This window comes from Streptomyces sp. NPDC020379 (assembly GCF_044387105.1).
GTDB lineage: Bacteria > Actinomycetota > Actinomycetes > Streptomycetales > Streptomycetaceae > Streptomyces.
Genome location: NZ_JBIRVR010000037.1, coordinates 1 through 24,731 on the forward strand (window position 1 = coordinate 1; position 24,731 = coordinate 24,731).

Sequence of the window (24,731 nt, forward strand, 5' to 3'; positions counted from 1 at the left end):
GTAGACCGCCACACTTCCGATCCCGGCGTCCCGGCATGCACGAGCGACGCGGACAGCGATTTCGCCACGGTTGGCGATGAGCACCTTGCGCACGATGGCTCCCTCCTTGAAACAAGGTGAGTTTAGGTACAGGCAACACTCTGTGCCGACCCGACTCCCGAGGTGAGCTTGCCCACACAGAGTGTGAAGGGCGGCTGGGGAGCGGGCCGGAAATCCCAGTTCTCCCACGGTACGCCGGGTTCTGCGCCCGATGACGGTCCGCCCGTGTGGGCAAGGTCTCGATCAATGATCCTCAGTGGCGGCGCGCATTCTTTGTTGACTCCCTACGAAGGGGTGGCGCAAAGTTTGCGCGGTCGCCGGACTGTCGCGGTGGACGCGGGGGCCGCGTTCCCCTCCCTTTTCTCCGGTGTACCCATGGGTAGCGCCGATCCTGCGTCTACCTGTCGGTAACCACCCGGCCGAGCGGAGCGTTCCGGTCCGCTCAGTGCGCCGGTGGACCTCCGGCGCACTGACGGGCAGCCAACTTCCCCGCTTCCGCCGCCACATGGCGCAGCGTCCCGGTCAGCTCCCGCCGGTGCCGGTGGAAGTCCTCCAGCGGCAGCGCGGCGGAGACGGCCGTCATCGGACCGCCGCCGGTGGACGGCACGGGCACGGCCACACAGGCCACTCCCGGCGCGCACTCCTCGATCTCCACGGCGACCCCTTCGCGCCGCACCCGTCGCAGCTCCCGGTCCAGCAGCTCGGGCGAGGTGATGGTGCGCGGGGTGATGGCCCGCATGCCGGTCCCGGCCAGATAGCGCAGCCGGGCGGCGCGCGGGAGGGCGGAGAGCAGCATCTTGCCGTGGGCCGTCGCGTGCCCGTCGGAGTCCTGTCCGACGCTGAAGCCGCCCGTGGCGGGAACGGAAGCGGAAGTTCCGGCAAGGACGGCGATGCCCCCGTCCCGGTAGGTGCTGAAGTAGGTGTCCGCGCCCATCGCCCGCCGGGCCGACAGCAGCAGCCCGTGCACCTCGTCGTCCATCCGCATCTGCCGCTGGAAGGCGCGGTGCAGGGCCGGCACGCGGTAGCCGAGGGTGTAGCCGCCCGCGGTCCGCACGACGTGGCCCCGGGCCGTGAGGGCGCCCAGCAGCTCGTACACCGTGGACAGCCCGCAGCCCGTCCGCCGCGCGAGCGCCTTGGCGGTCACGGGTCCGGCGGCGCCCGCGACGGCGTCGAGGAGGTCGAGGGCGCGGTCGACGGACTGGGGCATGACGGCGAGGGCTCCCTCGGGCGCCGGCACATGGAACCGGAATGCGGACGTGGACCCTCCAGCTTGGCACAGCGCCCGGGAGTGCCCGGCTCAGCCCTTGAGCGGCGCCTTCTCCCGCAGGAGGTCGACGAACGCCCGCATCCAGGCCGGGTGGTCGTTCCACGCGCGGGCGGAGACCATGTTGCCGTCCACGACCGCCTCGGCGTCCACGAACGTGCCCCCGGCCAGCCGTACGTCCGGCTCGCAGGCGGGCCAGGCGGCGGTCCGGCGGCCCTGGAGCACGCCCAGCGGGGCGAGGGCGACCACGGCGTGGCAGATGTGCGCCACGGGCTTGTCGGCGGCGAAGAAGGCCGTGACGATCCGCCGGAAGTCGGTGTTCAGGCGCAGGAACTCGGGCGCCCGGCCGCCCGGGATCACCACGGCCGCGTAGTCGGCGGGGTTCACCTGCGCGAGGGCGATGTCGGCGGGCCAGCAGTGGCCGGGCTTCTCGGTGTAGGTGTCGAAGTCGGAGACGAAGTCGTGCACCACGAACTGGAGGTTCTTCACGGTGGGTGCGGCGATGTCGACGTCGTAGCCCTCCTCCAGCAGGCGCTGGTAGGGGTACATGACCTCCAGGTCCTCGGCTGCGTCGCCGGTGGTGATGAGGATCCTCGGCATGGCTCGCGCTCCTTGGGGTCGGCTACCTTCGAATATGCGCCGGGGCGCCGAAGGGAAAACCGAGGGCCCGCCTGCCGCCCGGCCAACGGCGCGGCGGCCCCGCCGACTTCGGGCGGCCCGGCTCCGTACGGCCGCTGCCGCCTCCTGGAGGGGGTGGCCCCCCGAGTGGCGCAAGGAATGGTGACCCCCACGCACCGACCTCGTTGGTGGGGCATGATCAAGCGCATTGCAGCCGCCGCCGTTCTCACCGGCGCCGCCCTCACCATGACCGCCACCGTCGCCTCGGCCGCGCCCATGCCGCATACGCCCACTTCGAACGCGGGGGAGACCGTCGCTCCACCGAACGTGGGGATGGTCCCGGACAAGCCGCCGACCAGCATCTCCCCGGATGGCACCAAGCAGCTGGAGAAGCTGAACCAGCTCGGTCAGATCACCCAGGTGACCAAGGCGCTGGACCCGGCGCTGGGGCTGCTGGCGCCGGTCACCGGCCTTGTGCCGGCCCCGTAGGGGCGAGCCCTCGGACGCCGGTACGGACCGTGACCCGGTCCGTACCGGCGTCCGGCATGTGCGGGGTCCGGTGCGTGCGGGGTCAGGCCCACAGGTCCGTGATCGGGATCCCCAGCTCGGCCAGGAGCTTGCGCAGCAGGGGGAGCGACAGGCCGATGACGTTGCCGTGGTCGCCGTCGATGCCCTCGACGAAGGGCGCGGACCGGCCGTCCAGGGTGAAGGCGCCCGCGACGTGCAGCGGTTCGCCGGAGGCCACGTACGCGGCGATCTCGGCGTCGGTCGGCTCACCGAACCGCACGGTCGTGGAGGCCGTGGCCGAGACGCTCCGGCCGGTGGCCGTGTCGGTCACGCAGTGGCCGGTCCGCAGCACTCCCGAGCGGCCGCGCATCGACTTCCAGCGGGCCGTGGCGTCCTCGGCGTCCGCCGGCTTGCCGAGCGCCTGCCCGTCCAGCTCCAGCACGGAGTCGCAGCCGACGACCAGTGCGCCCGCGGCCTCCGCCCGCGCGGCGACCGCCGCGGCCTTGGCCTCGGCGAGCACCCGGGCGAGCTCGGCGGGGGTCGGGGCGGTGAGCGCGTCCTCGTCCACCCCGCTGACGATCACCTCGGGCGCGAGCCCGGCGTTGCGGAGCAGCCCGAGGCGGGCGGGGGACTGGGAGGCCAGGACGAGGCGGCGCTGAGCGGTCATGCCGCCATCGTAAAGCGGCTGCGCGGCGCTACTTCTGGAGGACGGCCCGCATGACGCTCTTGGCGATGGGGCCGGCGAGCCCGCCGCCGGAGATCTCCTCGCGGTCGATGCCCGAGCCCTCGGGGTCGATGAAGACCGCGACCGCGACCGGCGAGCCGTCGCCCTGCTTGGCGTAGGAGACGAACCAGGCGTACGGCAGCTTCTCGTTGTTGACGCCGTGCTGGGCGGTGCCGGTCTTGGCGCCGACGGTCACGCCGTCGATCAGGGCCTTCTTGCCGGTGCCGTTCTCGGCGGTGTTCTCCATCATCGACTGCACCTTCTTCGCCGTGTCGGCGGAGACGGCCTGCGACATCACCTCGGGCTTGTGCTTCTCCAGGACGCTCAGGTCGGGGCCGCGCAGCTCCTCGACCATGTAGGGCTTCATCAGCTTGCCGTCGTTGGCGAGCCCGGCGGTCATCATGGCGATCTGGAGCGGGGTGCTGTCGAGGCTGCCCTGGCCCATGCCGGTCAGCGCGGTCTGCGGGCGGTCGAGCTTCTTGGGGTAGACGCTCTCCACCGCGCGCACCGGGATGTCGACCTTGGGGTCGTTGAAGCCGAACTTCTCCGCCGTCTCGCGCATCCGGTCCACGCCGAGCTTGTCCGCCAGGTCGAGGAAGACGTTGTTGCACGACCACTGGAGGCCGGACTTCAGGGAGCCCTTGTCGCAGTCCGGGGTCTGCACGTCGTTGCGGACGTAGGTGGTGGTGTTCGGGAGCTTGTACGGCGTGGGGGCGTCGCCCTTGGCGTTGATGTCCGAGACGACGCCGTGCTCCAGCGCCGCGGCCGCCGTGAGGATCTTGAAGGTGGAGCCCGGCGGGTAGCGGTCCTTGAGCGCGCGGTTGAGCAGCGGCTTGTTCTTGTCGGCCTCCAGCTTCTTCCAGGCGTCCGCGTCCTTCGTGCGGTCACCGGCGAAGACCGAGGGGTCGTAGGAGGGGGTCGACGCGAGGGCCAGGACCTTGCCGGAGCGCGGGTCAAGGGCGACGACGGCGCCCTTGTACTTGCCGAGGCCCTCGTAGGCCGCCTTCTGCGCCTTGGGGTCGATGGTGGTGACCACGTCGCCGCCGCGCGGCTTCTTGCCGGTGAGCATGTCGGTGGTGTGCTGGAAGAGGAGCTTGTCGTCCCGGCCGCTCAGCAGCTTGTCGTTGAGGTTCTCCAGCTGGGTGCTGGAGAAGATCTGCGAGGCGTAGCCCGTGACGGGGGCGTACATCTCGCCGTCCTTGTAGGTGCGCTTGTACTTCAGGTCGCTGCTGTCGCTCTCCACGGAGCCGGTGACGGCCTGGCCGCCGACGATGATGTCGCCGCGGGGCTGGGAGAAGGTGGCGATCTTCGTGCGCCGGTTGTGCTCGTTGTCGGAGAGCTCGTCACCGCGTACGAACTGGACCAGCGTCGCCTGGACCAGCAGGGCGAGCACCAGCACCCCGACGAAGACGGATATGTGACGCACGGGTTTGTTCATGGTGTGGCGCACTCCCGGAATCGCGGCATTTCACTGGTGATGACGTGAATGCGGTGTTTCCGGTTGCAGGAGTGCCGAAGCCGGGCGTGTCGCCCATGGCGTCAGGGGCGCAGCCCGAGCAGGACGAACAGGGTCACCACGCCGACGGCCAGCACGAGGCCCGCCCGGCGGAGCATCGCCTGGGCTTCGCGCAGCTCCTCGGGAGGCTCTTCGGGCGGATCCGACCACAGCATGGCGTCCATGGTCGTGCCGCCGCGCCTCCGGCGCCTGAGTACGCGTACTCAGGCACGCCGGTGCGCGGGTCAACTCCGGGAAAAGCCGTCGGCCGGGCCCCGAGGCGGGCCCGGCGCGGGGGCGGTCAGGCCGGCCAGTACGACGTCCGCCAGGCCCGCGGGCCCGGGCGCGGCGTGTGCCGGGCGGTGACCCGGCGGGCCGGGTCGGCCCACTCGGGGCGGGCGGTGCCCTCCGGCGCGGCGGTCGCCCGTGCCGCCGCGCGGGCCTGGACCACCGCCAGGGCGGCGGCCAGCTCCTCGGGGGTCGGGTTGCCCCGTACGACCTTGATCATGGTCAGCTCCTCGACGGCCTGTTACAGCGGGATGTTGCCGTGCTTCTTCGGCGGCAGCGCCTCGCGCTTGTCCCGCAGCGCCCGCAGCCCGCGCACGATGTGGGCGCGCGTCTCGTGCGGCATGATCACCGCGTCGACGTAGCCGCGCTCGGCGGCCGTGTACGGGTTCAGCAGGGTGTCCTCGTAGTCGGCGATGAGCCTGGCGCGCAGCTCCTCCTGCTCCTGGGGGGTCTCCGCGGCCGCGAGCGTCCGGCGGTGCAGGATGTTGACCGCGCCCTGGGCGCCCATGACGGCGATCTGGGCGGTCGGCCAGGCGAGGTTGAGGTCGGCGCCGAGGTGCTTGGAGCCCATGACGTCGTACGCGCCGCCGAACGCCTTGCGGGTGATCACCGTGATCAGCGGGACCGTGGCCTCGGCGTAGGCGTAGATCAGCTTGGCGCCGCGCCGGATGATGCCGTTGTACTCCTGGTCGGTGCCCGGGAGGAAGCCGGGCACGTCCACGAAGGTGAGCACCGGGATGTTGAACGCGTCGCAGGTCCGGACGAACCGGGCCGCCTTCTCGCTGGCGTTGATGTCCAGGCAGCCGGCGAACTGCAGCGGCTGGTTGGCGACGACGCCCACCGGGTGGCCCTCGACCCTGCCGAAGCCCGTGATCATGTTGGGGGCGAACAGCGCCTGGGTCTCCAGGAACTCGCCGTCGTCCAGGACGTGTTCGATCCCGGCACGCATGTCGTACGGCTGGTTGGCCGAGTCCGGGATCAGGGTGTCGAGCTCGCGGTCGGCGTCCGAGACGCCCAGGTCCGCCTCCTCGGGGAAGGCGGGCGGCTCGGAGAGGTTGTTGGAGGGGAGATAGGACAGCAGCGCCTTGATGTACTCGATGGCGTCCTTCTCGTCACCCGCCATGTGGTGCGCCACACCCGAGGTGGTGTTGTGCGTGCGGGCGCCGCCCAGCTCCTCGAAGCCGACGTCCTCACCGGTGACCGTCTTGATGACGTCCGGGCCGGTGATGAACATGTGCGAGGTCTGATCGACCATCACCGTGAAGTCGGTGATCGCGGGGGAGTAGACCGCGCCGCCCGCGCAGGGGCCGACGATCAGGGAGATCTGCGGGACCACCCCGGAGGCGTGCACATTGCGGCGGAAGATCTCGGCGAACAGGCCGAGGGCGACCACGCCCTCCTGGATCCGGGCGCCGCCGCCGTCGTTGATGCCGACGACCGGGCAGCCGTTCTTCAGCGCGAAGTCCATGACCTTGACGATCTTCTCGCCGTAGACCTCGCCCAGCGAACCGCCGAAGATCGTGAAGTCCTGGGAGTAGACGCAGATCGTCCGGCCGTCGACCGTGCCGTAGCCGGTGACGACGCCGTCGCCGTACGGCCGGTTCTTCTCGATGCCGAAATTGGTCGAGCGGTGCCGGGCGAACTCGTCCAGCTCGACGAAGGAACCTTCATCCAGCAGCAGTTCGATGCGCTCGCGGGCCGTCAACTTGCCCTTGGCGTGCTGCTTCTCCACCGCCCGAGCGGAGCCCGCGTGCGTCGCCTCCTCGATCCGGCGCTGGAGGTCCGCGAGCTTGCCCGCGGTGGTGTGGATGTCGATATCGGATCCACGGGTGGTGTCTGGCTCGGACATCGGGATGCGGCTCCTGCTCGTCCTGAGGGGGCTGACTGGGCTACCGGTTCGTAGCGTATCCGCGCGCATGCGCTACGGCACTGCGTCGTTGGCCACACCCGTACCCTGTCGCACGCCTCCTAAGGTTGCCCTCATGACGCCCTCCGACGACTCCGGCAACCGCTGGTCCGACCTGGACCGGCCGCCCCTCAACACCCCCGCGCTCCGGCGCGGACTGCTGCGGCCCGACGGGCTGTGGACCTCGCTGGACGTGGTGCCCCGCACCGGATCCACCAACTCCGACCTGGTCGCGGCCGCCACCTCCGGCGCGGCGGAGGAAGGCGCGGTGCTCGTCGCGGAGGAACAGTCCGCCGCGCGCGGGCGGCTGGACCGGACCTGGTCGGCGCCGCCGCGCTCCGGCCTGTTCTTCTCCGTCCTCCTCACCCCGGGGCCGGACGTGCCCGTGGCGCGCTGGGGCTGGCTGCCGCTGCTCGCCGGCGTGGCGACGGCCGCCGCGGTCGCCCGGTCCGCCGGTGTCGACACGGCCCTGAAGTGGCCCAACGACCTGCTGGTGACGGTCGACGGCGCCGAGCGCAAGGCCGGCGGCATCCTCGCCGAACGCGCCGGTGACAGCGTTGTCGTGGGCATCGGCCTGAACGTGACCCTGCGCGCGACGGAACTGCCCGTGCCCACGGCCGGTTCCCTCGCCCTGGCCGGAGCGCGGTCCGTGGACCGCGACCCGCTGCTGCGGGCCGTGCTCCGCTCCCTGGAGGAGTGGTACGGCGAGTGGCGGCGCGCCGGAGGCGACCCCGGCGCGTGCCGTCTCCAGGAGGCGTACGCGGCGGGCTGCGCCACGCTCGGCCGCACCGTACGGGCCGAACTGCCCGGTGACCGCGAGCTCGTCGGGGAGGCTGTGGCCGTGGACGGGGACGGCCGGCTGGTGCTGGCGACGGGCGACGGGGTGCAGCAGCCGGTGGGCGCGGGCGACATCGTCCACCTGCGGCCCGCGCCGTCGGAAGAGTGAGCTACGGCACACCTGTCGTATCGTTGTGCCCGGAACCTAAGCGAGCAGTGATCGGCAGGGCAGTGCGCACGGAACTGACAGGGGGCGGGCGGTGACCGCCGACGGTGGGGGAAGCCCCCGTGCCGCCGAGGCCACGGGTGACGACGGCGCCGAGCAGGGGAGCACCGGGAGAGCCGAGCGCGACACCGGCGGGTCCGGCGCGAGCGGCGGCGCGGAGAGCGCCGGCCGCGCCGCCGCCAAGGGGGTCGAGGAGTACGGCGACGAGGGCGGCGACCCCATCGCCCTGCGCCTGGAGGCGCTCATCCTCGGCGCCGAACGCCGCTACACCCCCTTCCAGGCCGCACGCGCGGCCGGCGTCTCCATGGACCTCGCCGCCCGCTTCTGGCGCGCCATGGGCTTCGCCGACATCGGCCAGGCCCGCGCGCTCACCGAGGCCGACGTCCTCGCGCTGCGCCGCCTCGCGGGCCTGGTCGAGGCCGGGCTGCTCAGCGAGCCGATGGCCGTGCAGGTCGCCCGCTCCACCGGGCAGACCACGGCCCGGCTCGCCGACTGGCAGATCGACTCCTTCCTGGAGGGCCTGACCGAGCCTCAGGAACCGGGCATGACGCGGACGGAGATCACCTATCCGCTGGTCGAGCTGCTGCTGCCGGAGCTGGAGGAGTTCCTCATCTACGTCTGGCGGCGGCAGCTCGCCGCCGCCACCGGCCGCGTCGTCCAGGCCCAGGACGACGCCGAGATGGTCGACCGGCGCCTCGCCGTCGGCTTCGCCGACCTCGTGGGCTTCACCCGCCTGACGCGCCGTCTGGAGGAGGAGGAGCTGGGCGAGCTGGTCGAGGCGTTCGAGACGACCGCCGCCGACCTGGTGGCCGCGCATGGCGGCCGGCTCATCAAGACCCTGGGCGACGAGGTGCTCTACGCGGCCGACGACGCGGGCACCGCCGCCGAGATCGGCCTGCGGCTGATCGAGACCATGACCCACGACGAGACGATGCCCGAACTCCGCGTCGGCATCGCCTTCGGCACGGTCACGACCCGCATGGGCGACGTCTTCGGCACGACCGTGAACCTCGCGTCCCGGCTGACGTCGATAGCGCCGAAGGACGCCGTCCTGGTCGACGCCGCGTTCGCCGAGGAACTGGCCCGCAGTGGCGACGCCCCGAAGTCCGAGGCGGAGGTGGGGCCGGAGGCGGACGAGCTCTACCGCTTCGCCCTCCAGCCGATGTGGCAGCGGCCGGTGCGCGGTCTGGGCGTGGTGGAGCCGTGGCTGCTCACCCGCAGGGGCGGCGACTGACGGCCCGCCGCCGCTCTGGACATCTCCCCGGCGGGCGAAGATCCTTGCGACAGGTTCACGGTCGTTAACAGGAGGTCCGCATGAGTGAGCAGCGCTTCGGCGAATGGATCCGGATCCGGCGGCACGGGCATGTCGCCGAGCTCGTGCTCGACCGTCCCAAGGCCATGAACGCCGTCTCCACCGAGATGGGCGCCCGCATCGCGGAGGCCACCGCGGCCCTCGCCGCCGACGCCTCCGCGCGGGTCGTCGTGCTCACCTCCACGCACGAGCGGGCGTTCTGCGTCGGCGCGGACCTCAAGGAGCGCAACTCCTTCACCGAGGCCGACCTCGCGCGGCAGCGCCCGCACGCCCGCGCCGCGTACACCGGCGTGCTGGAACTGCCCGTGCCGACCGTCGCGGCGGTGCACGGCTTCGCCCTCGGCGGCGGCTACGAACTGGCGCTCTCCTGCGACGTGATCGTCGCCGACACCACGGCCGTGGTGGGCCTGCCCGAGGTGTCGGTCGGGGTGATCCCGGGCGGCGGCGGCACCCAGCTGCTGCCCCGCCGTGTCGGCGCCGCGCGGGCGGCCGAACTGATCTTCACGGCACGGCGGGTGGCGGCGGAGGAGGCGCGCGAGCTCGGCCTGGTGGACCAGCTCGTCCCGGAGGGCGAGGACCGCACCGAGGCGCTCGCCCTGGCCGGGCGCATGGCGGCCAACTCTCCTGTGGGGCTGCGCGCGGCGAAGAAGGCGCTACGCCTTGGCCATGGCCTGGACCTGCGGACGGGCCTTGAGGTGGAGGACGCGGCGTGGCGCGCGGTCGCTTTCTCGGGGGACCGGGTGGAGGGGGTGGCGGCCTTCAACGAGAAGAGGGTGCCGGAGTGGCCGGGGGTGTGATTTTTTGGGGTGTGCGGGTTCGCTGCGCTTGGCCGCGCGGATTGGTGCGGGGTGCGGGGTTCGCTCGCGCCCGCGGCGGGCCTTTCCCCCACCCCACCCCTTCCCGGACCTGGGGGGGCAAGCCCCCCCAGACGTGCCCCCACGGGCTGGTTTGGGCTGATATGGGTGCGCCATTCAGCCCGTCCGGCGATTGAGGACAACGCGGCGAAGCGGTGTTGCGGGGCCCGGGGCGGCAGCCCCGGTCCTGGAAGGGGCGGGCAGGGGAAAAGTCCCCGGTCACCGGCCTCGTCGCCCCCCGAACCCGCCGCGAAGCAGAAACCGCACAACATTCATACGCTGGGTGCGGAAAGCCGCGCGCAGCGAAAGAATGTGAGGCATCCGAGGTGGCAGAAAGCGGGGAGTGCGACATCCGGCTGCGCGCCGTCGTGGAGCTCGCGCAGGCGATGGCGGCGGCCCAGTCACCCCTGGATTCCGTCGGTGCCGCCGCGGAGCGGGCCCGGCTCGCGCTGGGCGGCAGTTTCGCGGCCATCTCGGCGTGGGAGCGCGGGCACGGCCGGCTGCGCGTGCTGGTGAACGCGGGCGAGCTGGCGGAGGGCGAGGAGCGCTGCCCGGAGGACGAGTCCTATCCGGTGCACGACTTTCCCGAGATCGCCGAGTTCCTGCACGAGGAGTGGGCCGGAGGCGGCCCCGGGCCGCGCGCGTGGGTGGAATGCACGGAAAACCCGGAGAGTACGGAAAGCCCGGAAGACGCGGAAGGCGCCGGCTGGCAGCGGGTGGCCGCGCTGCGCCGGCGCGGGCGCGGCTGTTGTGTGGTCGCCCCGATCGTGCTGCACGGCCGGGCCTGGGGCGAGCTGTACGTGGCGCGGCCACCGGGCGCGCCCGCCTTCGACCGTACGGACGCGGACTTCGCGACCGTGCTCGCCGCCGTGGCGGCGGCCGGGATCGCCCAGACCGAGCGGCTGGAGGAGGTCCGCCGCCTCGCCTTCACCGACCCGCTGACCGGTCTGGGCAACCGCCGCGCGGTCGACGCCCGCCTCGACGAGGCCGTGGAGCGGCACCTCGCGGAGGACGTCGTCGTCAGCCTCGTGGTGTGCGACCTCAACGGCCTGAAGCGGGTCAACGACACCCTGGGCCACGCGGTGGGGGACCGGCTGCTGGAACGGTTCGGTTCGGTGCTGTCCCTGTGCGGGGCGATGCTGCCGGGCACGCTGGCGGCGCGGCTGGGCGGTGACGAGTTCTGCCTGCTGACGGTCGGCCCGTCGGCGGACGAGGTGGTGCGCGTCGCCGACGAACTGTGCCGCCGGGCGGCCGGTTTGGAGCTCGGCGAGGGTGTCGCGTGCGGGGTCGCCTCCACGGGGGACCCGATCGGGCCGGTGCGGACGGCCCGGCGGCTGTTCCGGCTCGCGGACGCGGCGCAGTACCGCGCGAAGGCGGCGCTCGCCACGAAGCCGGTGGTCGCGGGCCGCGACGGGCCCGCGGACCCCGTGCTGGAACTCGCGGACCACCCGCCCGCGGCCGCTCCCGCCGAGCGGCGCCGCTTCCGTGGACGGCGGTAGCGCACTGCCCCGCGCGGCCGTCCGTAAGACACCTAGTGACAGGTGGCGATTCAGTCTCTAGGGTGCCTGAATATGGATATGCACACTGTGGTGGTGGGGACGGCCGGGACGACCGCGGAGGACGTGATCGCCGTGGCGCGTGGCGGCGCGCGCGTCGTGGTGTCCGAGGAGGCGCTGGTCGCTGTCGCCGCCTCCCGGCAGGTCATCGACGACCTCGCCGCCAAGCCCGACCCCGTCTACGGCGTCTCCACCGGCTTCGGTGCCCTCGCCGTCCGCCACATCAGCCCCGACCTGCGCGCCCAGCTCCAGCGCAACATCGTGCGCTCGCACGCCGCCGGCATGGGCCCGCGCGTGGAGCGCGAGGTCGTCCGCGCGCTGATGTTCCTGCGGCTGAAGACCCTCGCCTCCGGCCGTACGGGCGTACGGCCCCTCGTCGTCGAGACGATGGCCGCGATCCTCAACGCCGGCATCACCCCGGTCGTGCACGAATACGGCTCCCTCGGCTGCTCCGGCGACCTCGCGCCGCTCTCCCACTGCGCGCTCACCCTCATGGGAGAGGGCCAGGCCGAGGGCCCGGACGGCACGCCGCGCCCGGCCGGCGAGCTGCTCGCCGAGCATGGCATCGCGCCCGTCGAGCTGCGGGAGAAGGAGGGGCTCGCGCTCCTCAACGGCACCGACGGCATGCTGGGCATGCTCGTCATGGCCTGCGCCGACCTCGCCCGGCTGATCACGTCGGCCGACGTCACCGCCGCCCTGTCGCTGGAGGCGCTGCTGGGCTCGGAGAAGGTCCTCGCGCCCGAGCTGCACACCATCCGCCCGCACCCGGGTCAGGGTGCGAGCGCGGACAACATGCTGCGCGTGCTGGCCGGTTCGGGCCTGACCGGGCACCACCAGGACGACGCGCCGCGCGTCCAGGACGCCTACTCCATCCGCTGCGCCCCGCAGGTCGCGGGCGCCGGCCGGGACACCCTCGCCCACGCCCGGCTCGTCGCCGACCGCGAGCTTGCCGCCGCCGTCGACAACCCCGTCGTCCTGCCCGACGGCCGGGTCGAGTCCAACGGCAACTTCCACGGCGCCCCGGTCGCGTACGTCCTGGACTTCCTCGCCATCGCCGCCGCCGACCTCGCGTCGATCGCCGAGCGCCGCACGGACCGGCTGCTGGACAAGAACCGCTCGCACGGACTGCCGCCGTTCCTGGCCGGGGACCCGGGGGTCGACTCCGGTCTGATGATCGCGCAGTACACCCAGGCCGCCCTGGTGAGCGAGATGAAGCGGCTCGCCGTGCCCGCCTCCGTGGACTCGATCCCGTCGTCCGCGATGCAGGAGGACCATGTATCGATGGGGTGGTCCGCGGCGCGCAAACTGCGTACGGCTGTTGACGCCCTCACCCGCGTCGTGGCGGTCGAGCTGGTCGCCGCCACGCGCGCGATCGAGCTGCGTACGGGCCTGTCGCCCGCCCCGGCGAGCCAGGCGGTGCTGAAGGCCGTCCGCGAGGCCGGTGTCGAGGGCCCCGGAGGGGATCGTTTCCTCGCCCCTGACCTGGCCGCGGCCGAGGCGTTCGTGCGCACCGGCAAGCTGGTGGAGACCGTCGAGCCCGTGACCGGGCGGCTGGCCTGAGCGAGGTCAGCGAGCCGCTGTGCGCGACCTGCGCACAGCGGCGGTGACCAGCGCGCCACCCGCCGCCACGAAGGCCACGCCGCCGAAGACGTACGGCGTGGTGTCCACGCTGCCCGTGTCGGCCAGGGAGAGCTGCTGCCCGGCGGGGGCGGCGGCCGGCTCGGCGCTCCGCTCCGCGGGCGCGGTCCGCTCCGGCGTCGCGTGCGCGCTCGGCATGAACCACACCGCGCACAGGAGCGAACCGGCGGCGACGGCGGTCAGCAGCGGGCGGCGTGCGGTCACGGAACGAATCCCCCTTGAAGTGCCGGAGGTTGAGGGGGCGGCAGCGCCGCGCCGCCTCAACTGACCCGATGTTAGTGATACGAACGGGCCCGGGGGAAGCCGGGACGCGTGAGAGGGGCCGGACGCCGCGGTCGAATGTCAAGGGGCCCTCGACCCTGGTCCCGGTCGCCGCCCCGCCTGCATCATGGACAACACGGTCATACCAAGACCCCGGCTACCATGTCGGCCCTCCGAGGCGCTTTACTGGCGTGGTCTTCCCCACACTTCCCCGAGGGGTGGAACGGGCGAATCGGTAAAGACGTATCTCAAGCAATAGCCGGTATGCGTGTTGCCCCACGATTCGGCTCGGGGATTCGGGGTCCAGGAGCAATGGAGAAGCGTGTGATGACGGACGGCAAGCGCCGCAAGGCCCTGGTGGCCGCGGCCGCTGTGCTCGGTGGTGTGCTGACTCTCGCCGCCTGTGGCGGCGGCGATGACGACGGCAAGAACGGCTCCGGCGGCAACAACGGCAAGGCGCAGAACAAGGTCGACGCCGCCGCCGCCAAGGAAGCCTCCAAGGCGCAGATCAAGATCGCGCAGAAGGACGGCTCGACCAACGCCGGGATCACCGCCGAGGCCGCCAAGGTCACCGTCAGTGACGGCGAGCTGACCAGCGTCAAGATGACGGACGACAAGGGCACCCCGGTCGAGGGCACGATATCGCCGGACAAGAAGTCGTGGCAGCCCGCCAAGCAGCTCGAGCGGTCCACCAAGTACAAGGTGGTCGTCGAGGCCAAGGACTCCGACGGCCGCAAGGCCACGGAGAACTCCTCCTTCGCCACCGTCTCGCCCACCAACAGCTTCATCGGCTCCTTCACGCCGGAGGACGGTTCCACCGTCGGTGTCGGCATGCCGGTGTCGATCAACTTCGACAAGCCGATCAAGGACCGCAAGGCCGTCCAGTCCGGCATCACGGTCAACTCCAGCAGCGGCCAGAAGGTCGTCGGTCACTGGTTCGGTGACCAGCGCATCGACTTCCGCCCGCAGGACTACTGGAAGGCCAACTCCGACGTCACCCTGAAGCTCGACCTCGACGGTGTCGAGGGTGCCCCGGGCATCAAGGGTGTGCAGAAGAAGACGGTCTCCTTCAAGATCGGCCACTCGCAGGTCTCCACGGTCGACGCGAAGACCCACCAGATGACGGTCGTCCGGGACGGCAAGACCCTCAAGACCATCCCGATCTCGGCCGGCAGCCCCGAGAACCCCACGTACAACGGCAAGATGGTGATCTCCGAGAAGTTCAAGGAGACCCGGATGGACGGCTCCACCGTCGGCTTCAGCAAGTCCGACGGCAAGGGCGAGTACGACATCAAGGACGTGCCGCACGCGATGCGCCTGTCCACGTCGGGCACGTTCATCCACGGCAACTACTGGGGCAGCGGCATCTTCGGCGTCGCCAACACCAGCCACGGCTGCGTGGGCCTGGAGGACAAGCAGGGCGCGGACGACCCGTCCACGTCGGGTGCCTGGTTCTTCAACAACTCGCAGATCGGCGACGTGGTCGAGGTCAAGGGCTCCAACGACAAGACCATCGCCCCGGACAACGGCCTCAACGGCTGGAACATGGACTGGAACGCCTGGGTCGCGGGCAGCGCGACGGGCGCGTAGCGCGGTTGGCGCGTAGCGCTTGAGCTGACGGACGGGCGGGATGTGGCTGAGCTCAGCCACATCCCGCCCGTCCGGCGTTTGAGGCCGGGGAAAAATCCCGGCGACAGCCCGCACTTCGCGCACGTACCGTCCCCCGGATGAGCGATGAACTGACCGTGGTGCGACTGGATCCGCGCCCCACCGCCGCCGAGACGGACGCCTGGTACGACGTCGTCAGAACCGCGCACCTCCACGACATGCCCCCCACCGTGCCCCCGCCCGGCCGCGCCGAGACCGCCGGGCACCTTCAGGTGCCCGCCATGCTGAGCCACTACGTCAAGGTGGCCGTGCCGCTCCCCGGTCCCCACGACCGGCCCGTGTACGCGGGCGTCGGCTGGGTGCGGTTGTTCGACGACGAGGAGAACCTTTCGACCGCCTGCATAGGCGACTTCGCCGTCCGCCCCGACCAGCGCCGCCGCGGCATCGGCACCCGGCTGTGGCAGGAACTGCGGAAGGCGGTCACCGACGAGGGCCGGACATCGGCGACCGTGCCGGTCGAAATCGGCGGTCCGGGCGAACAGTTCGCCAAGGCGTGCGGTTTCGACAGCGCGCTGCCGATGGTCTGTTACGTCCAGCGCGTGGCCGACGAGACCACCGAGCCGAGCCTCCCCGACGGCTACCGCTTCGCCGAGTGGACCGGCGTCGTCCCCGCCGAGCACGCCGAGCGGCTCGCCGTCGTCCACGGGGCCATGCGGGACGCCCCGCACGGCGACCTGGAGCTCGGCCCGCCCCGGGCGACCGCGGAGCGCGTCACCCACGCGCAGCGGGCCGTCGTCGAGCGCGGCGGGCGGATGCTCACCGTCGTCGTGGTCGCCCCGGACGGCGGCCACGCCGCCTACACGGAGGTGATCCAGCGCTCCCCGGACGACGTACGGGCCATCCAGTTCGCGACCGGCGTCGCCCCCGCACACCGCGGCCGCGGGCTCGGGCTCGCCGTCAAGCGGCGGCTGCTGGGCCTGCTGCGCGAGCAGGGGCTGCCCGTACGGGAGATCGCCACGACCGTCGCCGACGACAACGGCCCGATGCGCGCCGTCAACAAGCTGCTCGGCTACCGCCCCGAGCGGTCGGTCGGGCTGTTCCAGGCGCGGCTCCCGTCCGGGTGACGTCCGGCCGCGGTCCTCCCTCCGGAGAGCGCGGTCCCTCTTCCGGGAGAATAGGGCGTACGGACGTTGACGCGCCCTTTCCCGTTTTCCTGTCCGTTTTCCTGGAAGTGAGACCCGTGGCCAAGCGAAGCGACCGGCAGCAGGGACGCCCCGGAGGCCACCCCCGGCAGCCGCCCGGCGACGACGAACTGCTCGCCGCCGTCGAGACCGCGCTGGCCGGCCTGCGCGGGCTGCGGGAGGACGACCTCGGCGACGCCGTCTACGCCGCCGCGTCCGTTCTCGCCGCCTCCCCGTCCGGTCCCGCGGCCGTCAGCCGCGCCCTGCTGCGCGCGGCCGCCCGGACGCTGCGCCGGGCCTGGGAGGGCGGCTGGCAGCCCGCGGACGTGGTCCGGCTCGCCCGGCGCGAGCTGACCGCCGCGGAGGCGCGCTTCACCGTCGACGCCGTCGCGGCGGAGGCCCGGCGCTACGCCCCCGACACCCTCGGCGCGCGCTGGGCGGCACAGCTGCGGGACCTCGACGCCCGGGTCTGGTGGGAGGCCGACGACGCCTTCCTCGACGGCTTCGCGGCGCGCGAGCGGCTCAGCCGCTTCGAGACGGCCGCCTGCGCGCTCGGCGCGCTGCGGCTGGCCGCCGGGCTGCCCCGGATCGGGGCGGCCGGCCCGCTGCCGGGCGCCGGGCACCGGCCCTCGGGCGCCCCCGCGGCCCCGCCGCGCATGCTCGCCCGGATCCGGGCGCTGCTGGCGAAGGCGGAGTCCACGGAGTTCGCCGAGGAGGCCGAGGCCCTGTCGGCGAAGGCCCAGCAGCTCATGGCACGGCACTCCATGGACGAGGCCCTGCTCGCCGCCCACGCCGCCGGGCCCGTGGACGGCCCCACCGCCTGCCGGATCGGCGTCGAGGGCCCCTACGAATCCGCCAAGGCGCTCCTCCTCGACGCCGTGGCCGCCGCCAACCACTGCCGGTCGGTCTGGTCCAGCGACCACGACTTCTCGACCGTCGTCGGCTTCGAGGCCGACCTGGAGCTGGTGGAGCTGATGTACACCTCCCTGCTCGTGCAGGCCACCACCGCGATGGCCCGCGCGGGCGACGCCCACCACGCCCGCGGCCGCTCCCGCCGCACGCGCGACTTCCGGCAGTCCTTCCTCATCGCCTACGCGTCCCGGATCCGCGACCGCCTGACGGTCGCCGCCCACGCGGAGGAGACGTCCGCGCCCGAGGCCGAGGTCCTCCCCGTGCTCGCCGCCCGCGAGGTGGCGGTCGGTGAGACGGCGGAGCGGTTGTTCCCGACGACGACGGCGCATCGGTTGAAGGGGCGGGATGCGGAGGGGTGGGCGCGGGGGGAGGAGGCGGCGGAGGGGGCTCGGTTGGGGTAGTTGGGGACTGCGGGTTGCGTGTGGTCGCGGTTCGGGTGGCCTCATGCGTCGGCCGGGCTTGGGGTTGGTGGGGTTCGCCGTTGTCTTCTGCGGGTCCGTTGTGCTTTCGGTGGGGTGCCGGGTGCGAGTTTGTTGTGGTTGCGGTTCGGGTGGCCTCAAGCGCCGGCCGGGCTTGGTTTGTGGTGGGTGCCGGGGGTGGGTCTTCCGGGCTGGGGACCTGGAACGCGGTGCGGTGCGGGTCACGCGGATCGAGTGCCCTGAAATCGCACCGCGTTCCAGAACCCCACCCTCCAGCCCCACCCCCTCCCGCCCGGAGGGCAAGTGCGGGACGTGTCCGCCTCAGGGTTCGCATTTCAGCCCGTCCGGCGATTGACCGCAGGCCGCTCCCGCCGCAGGCGCCCACCCACCCGCGGCCGGGGGCCTGGGGCGCGTGCCCCAGTGCGGGGTAGGGGCAAGGGTGGGGGGAAGCCCGCCGCAGGGGTCAACGCCCCGCACCTCGAAGAGCCGAGACCCCCGATTTCGCCCCCGGCAGAACACAGTTGGGCCCCCGAAGCCGCCGCCCCTCCTACCCTGAAGACGTGACCCAAGCCCCGGACCAACCCCGAATCGTCCCGCTGCGCCCCGCCGAGGACGCCCCGGCCGAGGGGGCCAAAGAGCCACTCTGGCGGCACGTCGTAGGAGAGGTCCTGCGCCGCGAACGCCGAGCGCAGGAGCGCACGTTGAAGGACGTCGCCGACGCCGCCCGGATCTCGATGCCGTATCTCTCCGAGCTCGAACGCGGCCGCAAGGAAGCGTCGTCCGAGATGCTCGCGGCCGCGGCCCGCGCGCTCGGTCTGGGCCTGACCGATCTGCTCGCCCTGGTCCAGGGCGAGCTCGCCCGCACCGCGCCGGCCGGACGCGGGGCCACGGTGACCTCACTGACCGGGCGGACCCACCGGCGTACCGCCGCCCCCACGGCGCACCGGCAGGGCGAGGTGCGCCTCGCGGCGTGACCGGCGGCCGTACCCCCGTTGCACGACGGCCGCCGGAGCCCGCGGTGGGTCAGGCGGCCGGTGTCCGCCGGCTGAGCACCTGATCGGCCAGCCCGTACGCCACCGCCTCGTGCGCCGTGAAGACCTTGTCGCGGTCCATGTCCGCGCGCAGGGTCGCCACGTCGTGGTGCGTGTGCCGGGAGAGGACCTCCTCGACCTGCGAGCGGACCCGCAGCATCTCCTTGGCCTGGAGGGCGAGGTCGGAGACCGTCCCCTGCCGGCCGCCGCTCGCGGGCTGGCCCAGCAGGACCCGGGAGTGCTCCAGGATGAACCGCCGCCCCGGGTCGCCTCCGGCGAGCAGCACCGCCGCGGTCGAGACCGCCTGTCCGACGCAGAACGTGGAGATCGGTGAGCTGACGAACGTCATCGTGTCGTAGATCGCCATGAGCGAGGTGAACGAGCCGCCGGGCGAGTTGAGATAGATCCCGATCTCGGCGTCCGGGCTCGACGATTCGAGGTGGAGCAGCTGGGCGATGACGACGTTCGCGACGCCGTCGTCGATCTCCGTCCCGAGGAAGATGATGCGCTCGGACAGCAGCCGGCTGTAGATGTCGTACGCCCGCTCGCCCGCCGAGGTGCGTTCGACGACGGTCGGAATCGTGTACTGCCCCATCTCAGATCCCCATCCGTCGACGCGAGGCGGCAGGGCGGACGTCGTCGAGCGATTCGACGACGCGGTCCACCATGCCGTATTCCTTGGCCTGTTCGGCCGTGAACCAGCGGTCCCGGTCGCCGTCGCGGGAGATGGTCTCCTCGCTCTGCCCGGTGTGCTCCGCGGTGATCCGCTCGATGGCCCGCTTCGTGAACTCCAGGTTCTCCGCCTGGATCGCGATGTCGGCGGTGGTCCCGCCGATGCCCGCGGACGGCTGGTGCATCATGATGCGCGCGTTCGGCAGGGCGAAGCGCTTTCCCGACGTCCCTACGGTGAGCAGGAATTGACCCATACTCGCGGCGAATCCCATGGCGAGTGTGGAGACGTCATTGGGGATCAGCCGCATCGTGTCGTAGATCGCGAGCCCGGCCGAGACGGACCCGCCGGGGCTGTTGATGCAAAGACTGATGTCGGTCCGCGGGTCCTCGGCGGAGAGCAGGAGCAATTGCGCGCAGACGCGGTTCGCGGAGACCTCGTCCACCTGGGTGCCGAGGAAGACGATGCGCTGCGAGAGGAGCTGGGCGGAGAGATGATCGTCGAACCGTGACGAAGGGGTGTCCCCCTCGGCACCCCGCGGAGCGGTGATGAGCATGGACATGCTTACCTCCTGGCGAAGAACGCGACTCCCGTTGCCGCGCTCCTCCACTCTCACCTCGCCCCCACCCCCACAACAGCCTTCTCTGCCAGGGGCAGATCTGCCGTGGGCAGAGTGATGGGGCGCGCGGACACCGGTACAGCCGGTTCACCTGTTCGGAGTATCTGAGCGGGTGCGGCCCGTGCCGGACGGCTTTCCTGGGGAGGAACGAGGCTCACCCGATCGCAGGCAGGGAGACCGCCATGAGCGTGATGGACAAGCTCAAGCAGATGCTGAAGGGCCACGAGGACCAGGCCGGGAAAGGCATCGACAAGGCCGGTGATTTCGTCGACGAGAAGAGCCAGGGCAAGTACAGCGGTCAGGTCGACACGGCCCAGGACAAGCTCAAGGACCAGCTGGGGCGCGACGACGGGCCTCTCCGGTAGGGGCGCGCGCTCGATTCCGCGGGCGCGCGGCCCTCACGTGCCGGAGGCCGGCGCGAGCGTGGCGATGGCGCTGAGCGAAGCGGGCATCGCCCTGCCCGTCGACCGGCTCCGTACGTCACCCGCATGGCGGAATCGGAGAGGGCGTGACAGGACGGCCGTGAGTTCCTGGAAATGGCCGTGACAACCACTCCCAGGAGGAATGCCATGGGCATCAAGGACCCATTCGACGACAAGGCCCAGGAACTCGGGAAGCAGGCCCAGCAAGAGAAGCGCGGCACACAGGACCAGGCTTCGAAGCGCACCGAGCAAGCCCAGGACGAGGCCCGGCGCGCGGACCGGGAAGCGCAGGACCGCTTCGACCAGGACTACGACGCCTGAGTCCCCCGGCAGCTGGAGTGCCACCCCGCGATACGGGTGGCACTCCGGCGCGAGGCCGCGTCGCTCTTTTCCCCGCTGAAAGCGGGTTCGGCTACCGGCAGTCGAGGCCCCGGCGCAGTCTCAGCCGTCCGCCTTCGCGACCCCGATCGGGCAGGAGACCCCGGTGCCCCCGATCCCGCAATAACCCGCGGGGTTCTTGTCGAGATATTGCTGGTGATAAGGCTCCGCCGCGTAGAACGGCCCCGCCGGCAGGATCTCCGTCGTGATCGTGCCGTAGCCCGAGCGCTGGAGGACGGACTGGTACGCGTCGCGGGACGATTCCGCCGCCGACTGCTGGGCGGGGGAGTGGGTGTAGATCGCCGAGCGGTACTGCGTGCCCCTGTCGTTGCCCTGGCGGAAGCCCTGGGTGGGGTCGTGGGATTCCCAGAAGAGCTTCAGGAGGGACTCGTAGGAGACGGCGGACGGGTCGAAGACGACGCGCACGGCCTCCGTGTGGCCGGTGAGGCCGCTGCAGACCTCCTCGTAGGCCGGGTTGGGGGTGTGGCCGCCCTGATAGCCGGCCAGCGTCGTCCACACGCCCGGCGTCTGCCAGAACTTGCGCTCGGCGCCCCAGAAGCAGCCCAGGGCGAAGTCGGCCACGACCAGGCCCTCGGGGTAGGGGCCGGCGAGGGGATTGCCCAGGACCGTGTGGCGCTCGGGGAGCGTGAATTCCGGTTCCGGGCGGCCCTTGAGGGCCTCGTCCTGGGTCGGCAGGCGGGTTTCGTGGCGCGAGAACAGCATGGCGGCGGCTCCAAGGGAGGTGGCGTCCTCCCTACAACGTACGAGAGCGGAGGCCGATTCCCGGCGGTCAGCTCCGGCCGGAGCGCTCCCAGCCCGCGACCGCGAGCGCCCGGTACGTCGCGTACGCCGCGACCGGGTCCGCCTCGTACGACCACGGCACCGCCCCGATGTGCCCGTCGACCGCGCGCAGCTGCTCCATCGCCTCTCCGTAGCGCTCCGTGCGGACCAGGAACCACGCCAGCAGGTGGCGCACGTGCGGCAGCACGGGGTGGTCGGCGGGGGCGCCCGCGACCGCGAACAGGGCGCCTTCGACCGCCTCGGAGACCACGACCCCCTGGAACGCCTCGCGGGAGAGCATGTCGGGCAGGTGGTCGTGGACGGCGAAGAGCGGGAGGGCCGGCAGCAGGCTGCCCGCCGGGGCCGACGCGGCGGCGCGCCGGGCGGAGGCGTCGGCCTGCTCCCGCGAGCCGTGCCACTTCGCGCTCCAGTAGCGCAGGGCGGCCAGATGCGCGCCCATGTGGTGCGGCGCCCTGCTGACGACCGTCTCCCACAGGGACTGGAATTCCGCTTCGCTCGCGCGGAGCCCCCGCGCGACGCCCAGCCGCACGATGTACGGCACGGGGTCGCCCGGGGCCAGCAGGGCGGCGTCCCCGCACACCGTGCGGGCCTCCTCCAGGATCATCCGGTAGTCCTGCGAGGACGGGTCGCGCATCGCCTGCTGGACCAGGAACTCCGCCTGCACCGCCGCGCCGCCCGCGTCCTTCGGGGCCACGACGCGCCAGTGCCGCAGCCACATCCCGCCGGTGCCGGGCGTCTCCGCCAGCTCCTGGGCGGCGGCGCCCGCCAGGGTCTGCACGCGCTGCCAGCGCAGCTCGGGGTCGGTGGTGGCGTCCGTGCGGGCCAGCAGCTCGGCGGCGGGCTTCCAGTCCTGCGTGCGGCGCGCCTCCTCGACGGCCGCCAGCAGCTGCGGGTCGGGCCCGGGCAGCCGTACGTCCAGCTGCTCGGCGGGGACGAAGCCGTACGCCCCGGCGGGGTCGACGGCCGTCTCGTGCCCCTGGAGCACCTCCTGCCCGGCGCGCCTGCGGCGGAGCGCGGGGGCGACCAGGACGCCGCAGATCACGACGACGGCGAACAGGATGAACAGATACTCCATGGGCTTTCCTGACAGAACGGGGCAGAAACGGAAGAGGGGGCGAGGGCGCGGACAGCGGCCCTATGAGTGACAACGCCGCAGCCCCGCGGATCGTTCATCCTCCGGTTACAAATGACAGGAGTGTTCAGGTGAACGGGGTACTACCCTCGGTGCAATGAGCGACCAGCACTCTTTTGAAACCCTCGCCATCCACGCAGGTCAGGAGGCGGATCCGCTGACCGGGGCCGTGGTCCCGCCCATCTACCAAGTCTCCACCTACAAGCAGGACGGCGTCGGTGGCCTGCGGAACGGCTACGAGTACAGCCGGAGCGCCAACCCCACCCGCACCGCGCTGGAGGAGAACCTGGCGGCGCTGGAGGGCGGCCGCCGCGGTCTCGCCTTCGCGTCCGGCCTGGCCGCCGAGGACTGCCTGCTGCGTACGCTGCTGTCGCCCGGCGACCACGTCGTCATCCCCGACGACGCCTACGGCGGAACGTTCCGGCTCTTCGCGAAGGTCGTCAGCCGCTGGGGCGTCGAGTGGTCGGTGGCCAACACCTCGGACCCGGCGGCGGTGCGGGCCGCGATCACGCCGCGCACGAAGGCCGTGTGGGTCGAGACGCCGTCCAACCCGCTGCTCGGCATCACGGACATCGCCGCCGTCGCGGGCGTCGCCCACGAGGCCGGTGCGAAGCTGGTCGTCGACAACACCTTCGCCAGCCCCTACCTCCAGCAGCCGCTGTCGCTGGGCGCGGACGTCGTCGTCCACTCCACCACGAAGTACGTGGGCGGCCACTCCGACGTCGTCGGCGGCGCGCTCGTCACGGCGGACACCACCCTGGCCGACGAACTGGCGTACCACCAGAACGCGATGGGTGCCGTGGCCGGCCCGTTCGACTCCTGGCTGACGCTGCGCGGCATCAAGACGCTCGCCGTCCGCATGGACCGGCACAGCGCCAACGCGGAGCGCGTGGCCGAGATGCTGGCGTCCCACCCGAAGGTGACCCAGGTCTTCTACCCGGGCCTGCCGGAGCACGCGCTGCACGAGGTCGCGGCCAAGCAGATGCGCGCCTTCGGCGGCATGGTCTCCTTCCGCGTCGCGGGCGGCGAGGAGGCGGCGGTCGAGGTCTGCAACCGCGCCCGGCTGTTCACCCTCGGTGAGTCCCTGGGCGGCGTGGAGTCGCTGATCGAGCACCCGGGCCGGATGACGCACGCGTCCACGGCCGGTTCCCCGCTGGAGGTCCCGGCGGACCTCGTGCGCCTGTCGGTCGGCATCGAGTCGGCGGACGACCTGCTGGCGGACCTGGCGCAGGCGCTCGGCTGACATCGGGTCCCCGGCCGCGGCGGTGGCCTCGAAGGCCGGCGGGCGCGCGGGCCGTGCCGCGCTTGAAGGCGCCTACCAGCCGCGCGGCGGCGGCGCCATGTCCGCCGGCGGCGCGGCCCACGGCCGCGCCGCCGCCCACGCGCAGAAGGCCGCCAGCGCCACCAGCAGCACACCCCAGGCCACGGCCCGGAGCACCCGCCGTCTGCGCAGTAGGCGGCGGCCCCGCTCGGCGGCCAGCAGGGCGAGGCCGGGCGGGACGGCCGGATGCGGGCGTTCCAGCATCCGGCGTATCTCGTCCTCTTTACGGTCGTGCGGGCTCACGGCACAACCGGCGGCGTACGGCGGCTGCGCAGGACGGCCACCGCGCGCGTGCACAGCACGCGTACGCGCTCTGTGGGCAGGCCGAGACAGGCCGCGACCTGTTCCTCGGCGATGCCCTCGTGGAGGCGCAGCACGAGCACGAGCCGTTCCCGTGGAGCGAGCCGTTCCAGGGTGCCGTGGGTGCGGCGGTAGCGCCGGGCGGAGCGCGCGAAGCGGGCCGCGAGTTCCTGCCGGGCGTGCTCGTAGGGGTCCGCGCCGCGCAGCCGGTCCCAGCGGGCGTATGTGTCGGCCAGAGCGGCGGTCAGCAGCCGCTCGGCGGCCTCGTGCGGGCCCGCGCCGGAGTCGTTCTCCCCGGTGAGCAGCACGGCGGTACGCAGCAGTCTGCCGCCCGCGCCCCCGACGAACGCCTCGAACTCCCGGGCGCGACGGCGTTCCCGGGCCGCCTGTCGCTCTCGCACCGCGCCTCCGCGCGCTCCTGTCCGCATGTACGGGATCCGCACGCACGGGGTCCGTGCGCACCAGCTCCGTA

At 72.4% G+C, this 24,731-nt stretch carries 28 protein-coding genes; 13 read left to right on the plus strand and 15 right to left on the minus strand.

Going from position 1 to position 24,731, the window contains the following annotated elements; genetic code table 11:
* From ACH427_RS31005 to ACH427_RS31015, 3 genes are all read right to left on the minus strand, one after another.
* A partial coding sequence (locus ACH427_RS31005) for a biotin carboxylase N-terminal domain-containing protein (RefSeq protein ID WP_351219746.1) occupies window positions 1–93 on the minus strand: 93 nt, incomplete at its 3' end.
* A 388-nt stretch (window positions 94–481) separates the two neighbouring features.
* Entirely contained in the window at window positions 482–1,246 is a 765-nt protein-coding gene (locus tag ACH427_RS31010; RefSeq protein ID WP_398874926.1) for an IclR family transcriptional regulator, read from the minus strand.
* A gap of 90 nt (window positions 1,247–1,336) precedes the next feature.
* A complete protein-coding gene (locus ACH427_RS31015) occupies window positions 1,337–1,903 on the minus strand; it encodes a DJ-1/PfpI family protein (RefSeq protein WP_361533078.1) in 567 nt (188 codons plus the stop codon).
* A gap of 213 nt (window positions 1,904–2,116) precedes the next feature.
* On the opposite strand from ACH427_RS31015, the gene ACH427_RS31020 reads away from it, so the two are divergent.
* Window positions 2,117–2,410, plus strand: coding sequence for a hypothetical protein (locus ACH427_RS31020; RefSeq protein ID WP_398874929.1), 294 nt, complete (start codon window positions 2,117–2,119; stop codon window positions 2,408–2,410).
* An 82-nt stretch (window positions 2,411–2,492) separates the two neighbouring features.
* Here the strand turns inward: ACH427_RS31020 and ACH427_RS31025 are convergent, their stop codons facing one another.
* The 5 genes from ACH427_RS31025 to ACH427_RS31045 form a co-directional block, all read right to left on the minus strand.
* The gene (locus ACH427_RS31025; RefSeq protein ID WP_398874931.1) at window positions 2,493–3,095 is read right to left on the minus strand and encodes a Maf family protein; all 603 of its coding nucleotides are present in this window, start codon (window positions 3,093–3,095) and stop codon (window positions 2,493–2,495) included.
* A 28-nt stretch (window positions 3,096–3,123) separates the two neighbouring features.
* Complete coding sequence (locus tag ACH427_RS31030) at window positions 3,124–4,590, minus strand: peptidoglycan D,D-transpeptidase FtsI family protein (RefSeq protein ID WP_398874933.1); 1,467 nt, start codon at window positions 4,588–4,590, stop codon at window positions 3,124–3,126.
* Window positions 4,591–4,691: 101 nt separating this feature from the next.
* A complete protein-coding gene (gene mmpB / locus ACH427_RS31035) occupies window positions 4,692–4,823 on the minus strand; it encodes a morphogenic membrane protein MmpB (RefSeq protein WP_398874934.1) in 132 nt (43 codons plus the stop codon).
* 125 nt (window positions 4,824–4,948) lie between these two features.
* On the minus strand, window positions 4,949–5,155 hold the full coding sequence (locus ACH427_RS31040; protein ID WP_366005106.1) for an acyl-CoA carboxylase epsilon subunit: 207 nt from the start codon (window positions 5,153–5,155) through the stop codon (window positions 4,949–4,951).
* Window positions 5,156–5,176: 21 nt separating this feature from the next.
* Window positions 5,177–6,784, minus strand: coding sequence for an acyl-CoA carboxylase subunit beta (locus ACH427_RS31045; protein ID WP_398874937.1), 1,608 nt, complete (start codon window positions 6,782–6,784; stop codon window positions 5,177–5,179).
* Between the two features lie 133 nt (window positions 6,785–6,917).
* Here ACH427_RS31045 and ACH427_RS31050 point away from each other — a divergent pair, with 133 nt between their 5' ends.
* The 5 genes from ACH427_RS31050 to hutH all read left to right on the plus strand — a co-directional run bounded on the left by ACH427_RS31050 (window position 6,918) and on the right by hutH (window position 13,126).
* Complete coding sequence (locus tag ACH427_RS31050; protein ID WP_398874939.1) at window positions 6,918–7,787, plus strand: biotin--[acetyl-CoA-carboxylase] ligase; 870 nt, start codon at window positions 6,918–6,920, stop codon at window positions 7,785–7,787.
* Between the two features lie 91 nt (window positions 7,788–7,878).
* Window positions 7,879–9,078 (plus strand): adenylate/guanylate cyclase domain-containing protein, encoded by a 1,200-nt coding sequence (locus ACH427_RS31055; RefSeq protein ID WP_398874941.1) that lies wholly within the window; start codon window positions 7,879–7,881, stop codon window positions 9,076–9,078.
* 80 nt (window positions 9,079–9,158) lie between these two features.
* The gene (locus tag ACH427_RS31060) at window positions 9,159–9,953 is read left to right on the plus strand and encodes an enoyl-CoA hydratase/isomerase family protein (protein ID WP_398874943.1); all 795 of its coding nucleotides are present in this window, start codon (window positions 9,159–9,161) and stop codon (window positions 9,951–9,953) included.
* A 443-nt stretch (window positions 9,954–10,396) separates the two neighbouring features.
* Window positions 10,397–11,509 (plus strand): GGDEF domain-containing protein, encoded by a 1,113-nt coding sequence (locus ACH427_RS31065; RefSeq protein WP_398874994.1) that lies wholly within the window; start codon window positions 10,397–10,399, stop codon window positions 11,507–11,509.
* 72 nt (window positions 11,510–11,581) lie between these two features.
* Window positions 11,582–13,126: a histidine ammonia-lyase gene (gene hutH, locus ACH427_RS31070; protein ID WP_398874945.1), complete on the plus strand. Its 1,545-nt coding sequence runs from the start codon at window positions 11,582–11,584 to the stop codon at window positions 13,124–13,126.
* A 6-nt stretch (window positions 13,127–13,132) separates the two neighbouring features.
* Here the strand turns inward: hutH and ACH427_RS31075 are convergent, their stop codons facing one another.
* Window positions 13,133–13,408, minus strand: coding sequence for a hypothetical protein (locus ACH427_RS31075; RefSeq protein WP_398874948.1), 276 nt, complete (start codon window positions 13,406–13,408; stop codon window positions 13,133–13,135).
* Window positions 13,409–13,777: 369 nt separating this feature from the next.
* Between ACH427_RS31075 and ACH427_RS31080 the strand changes: the two genes are divergently transcribed.
* From ACH427_RS31080 to ACH427_RS31095, 4 genes are all read left to right on the plus strand, one after another.
* The gene (locus tag ACH427_RS31080) at window positions 13,778–15,055 is read left to right on the plus strand and encodes an Ig-like domain-containing protein (RefSeq protein ID WP_398874950.1); all 1,278 of its coding nucleotides are present in this window, start codon (window positions 13,778–13,780) and stop codon (window positions 15,053–15,055) included.
* A 137-nt stretch (window positions 15,056–15,192) separates the two neighbouring features.
* Window positions 15,193–16,197: a GNAT family N-acetyltransferase gene (locus ACH427_RS31085; RefSeq protein WP_398874952.1), complete on the plus strand. Its 1,005-nt coding sequence runs from the start codon at window positions 15,193–15,195 to the stop codon at window positions 16,195–16,197.
* A 116-nt stretch (window positions 16,198–16,313) separates the two neighbouring features.
* Window positions 16,314–17,567 (plus strand): DUF2786 domain-containing protein, encoded by a 1,254-nt coding sequence (locus tag ACH427_RS31090; protein WP_398874954.1) that lies wholly within the window; start codon window positions 16,314–16,316, stop codon window positions 17,565–17,567.
* Between the two features lie 578 nt (window positions 17,568–18,145).
* Window positions 18,146–18,559: a helix-turn-helix domain-containing protein gene (locus ACH427_RS31095; protein ID WP_398874956.1), complete on the plus strand. Its 414-nt coding sequence runs from the start codon at window positions 18,146–18,148 to the stop codon at window positions 18,557–18,559.
* 49 nt (window positions 18,560–18,608) lie between these two features.
* Here ACH427_RS31095 and ACH427_RS31100 read toward each other — a convergent pair whose 3' ends face one another.
* Window positions 18,609–19,211, minus strand: coding sequence for a ClpP family protease (locus ACH427_RS31100; protein WP_398874958.1), 603 nt, complete (start codon window positions 19,209–19,211; stop codon window positions 18,609–18,611).
* Between the two features lies 1 nt (window position 19,212).
* Entirely contained in the window at window positions 19,213–19,848 is a 636-nt protein-coding gene (locus tag ACH427_RS31105) for an ATP-dependent Clp protease proteolytic subunit (protein ID WP_398874960.1), read from the minus strand.
* A gap of 239 nt (window positions 19,849–20,087) precedes the next feature.
* Here ACH427_RS31105 and ACH427_RS31110 point away from each other — a divergent pair, with 239 nt between their 5' ends.
* Together ACH427_RS31110 and ACH427_RS31115 are read left to right on the plus strand one after the other, a co-directional pair.
* Complete coding sequence (locus ACH427_RS31110; RefSeq protein ID WP_398874963.1) at window positions 20,088–20,270, plus strand: antitoxin; 183 nt, start codon at window positions 20,088–20,090, stop codon at window positions 20,268–20,270.
* A 204-nt stretch (window positions 20,271–20,474) separates the two neighbouring features.
* Window positions 20,475–20,648 (plus strand): hypothetical protein, encoded by a 174-nt coding sequence (locus ACH427_RS31115; protein WP_398874965.1) that lies wholly within the window; start codon window positions 20,475–20,477, stop codon window positions 20,646–20,648.
* 120 nt (window positions 20,649–20,768) lie between these two features.
* Here the strand turns inward: ACH427_RS31115 and msrA are convergent, their stop codons facing one another.
* Window positions 20,769–21,428 carry a peptide-methionine (S)-S-oxide reductase MsrA gene (msrA, locus tag ACH427_RS31120; RefSeq protein ID WP_398874967.1) on the minus strand — a complete coding sequence of 220 codons (660 nt, stop codon included), beginning with the start codon at window positions 21,426–21,428 and terminating at the stop codon, window positions 20,769–20,771.
* Between the two features lie 67 nt (window positions 21,429–21,495).
* On the minus strand, window positions 21,496–22,581 hold the full coding sequence (locus ACH427_RS31125) for a hypothetical protein (protein WP_398874969.1): 1,086 nt from the start codon (window positions 22,579–22,581) through the stop codon (window positions 21,496–21,498).
* A gap of 154 nt (window positions 22,582–22,735) precedes the next feature.
* On the opposite strand from ACH427_RS31125, the gene ACH427_RS31130 reads away from it, so the two are divergent.
* Entirely contained in the window at window positions 22,736–23,881 is a 1,146-nt protein-coding gene (locus ACH427_RS31130; protein ID WP_398874971.1) for a cystathionine gamma-synthase, read from the plus strand.
* A gap of 72 nt (window positions 23,882–23,953) precedes the next feature.
* Here ACH427_RS31130 and ACH427_RS31135 read toward each other — a convergent pair whose 3' ends face one another.
* Complete coding sequence (locus ACH427_RS31135) at window positions 23,954–24,202, minus strand: hypothetical protein (protein ID WP_398874973.1); 249 nt, start codon at window positions 24,200–24,202, stop codon at window positions 23,954–23,956.
* Window positions 24,199–24,660 (minus strand): sigma factor-like helix-turn-helix DNA-binding protein, encoded by a 462-nt coding sequence (locus tag ACH427_RS31140; protein WP_398874975.1) that lies wholly within the window; start codon window positions 24,658–24,660, stop codon window positions 24,199–24,201. Before ACH427_RS31140 ends, ACH427_RS31135 begins: the two co-directional genes overlap by 4 nt.
* Between the last annotated feature and the right edge of the window lie 71 nt (window positions 24,661–24,731).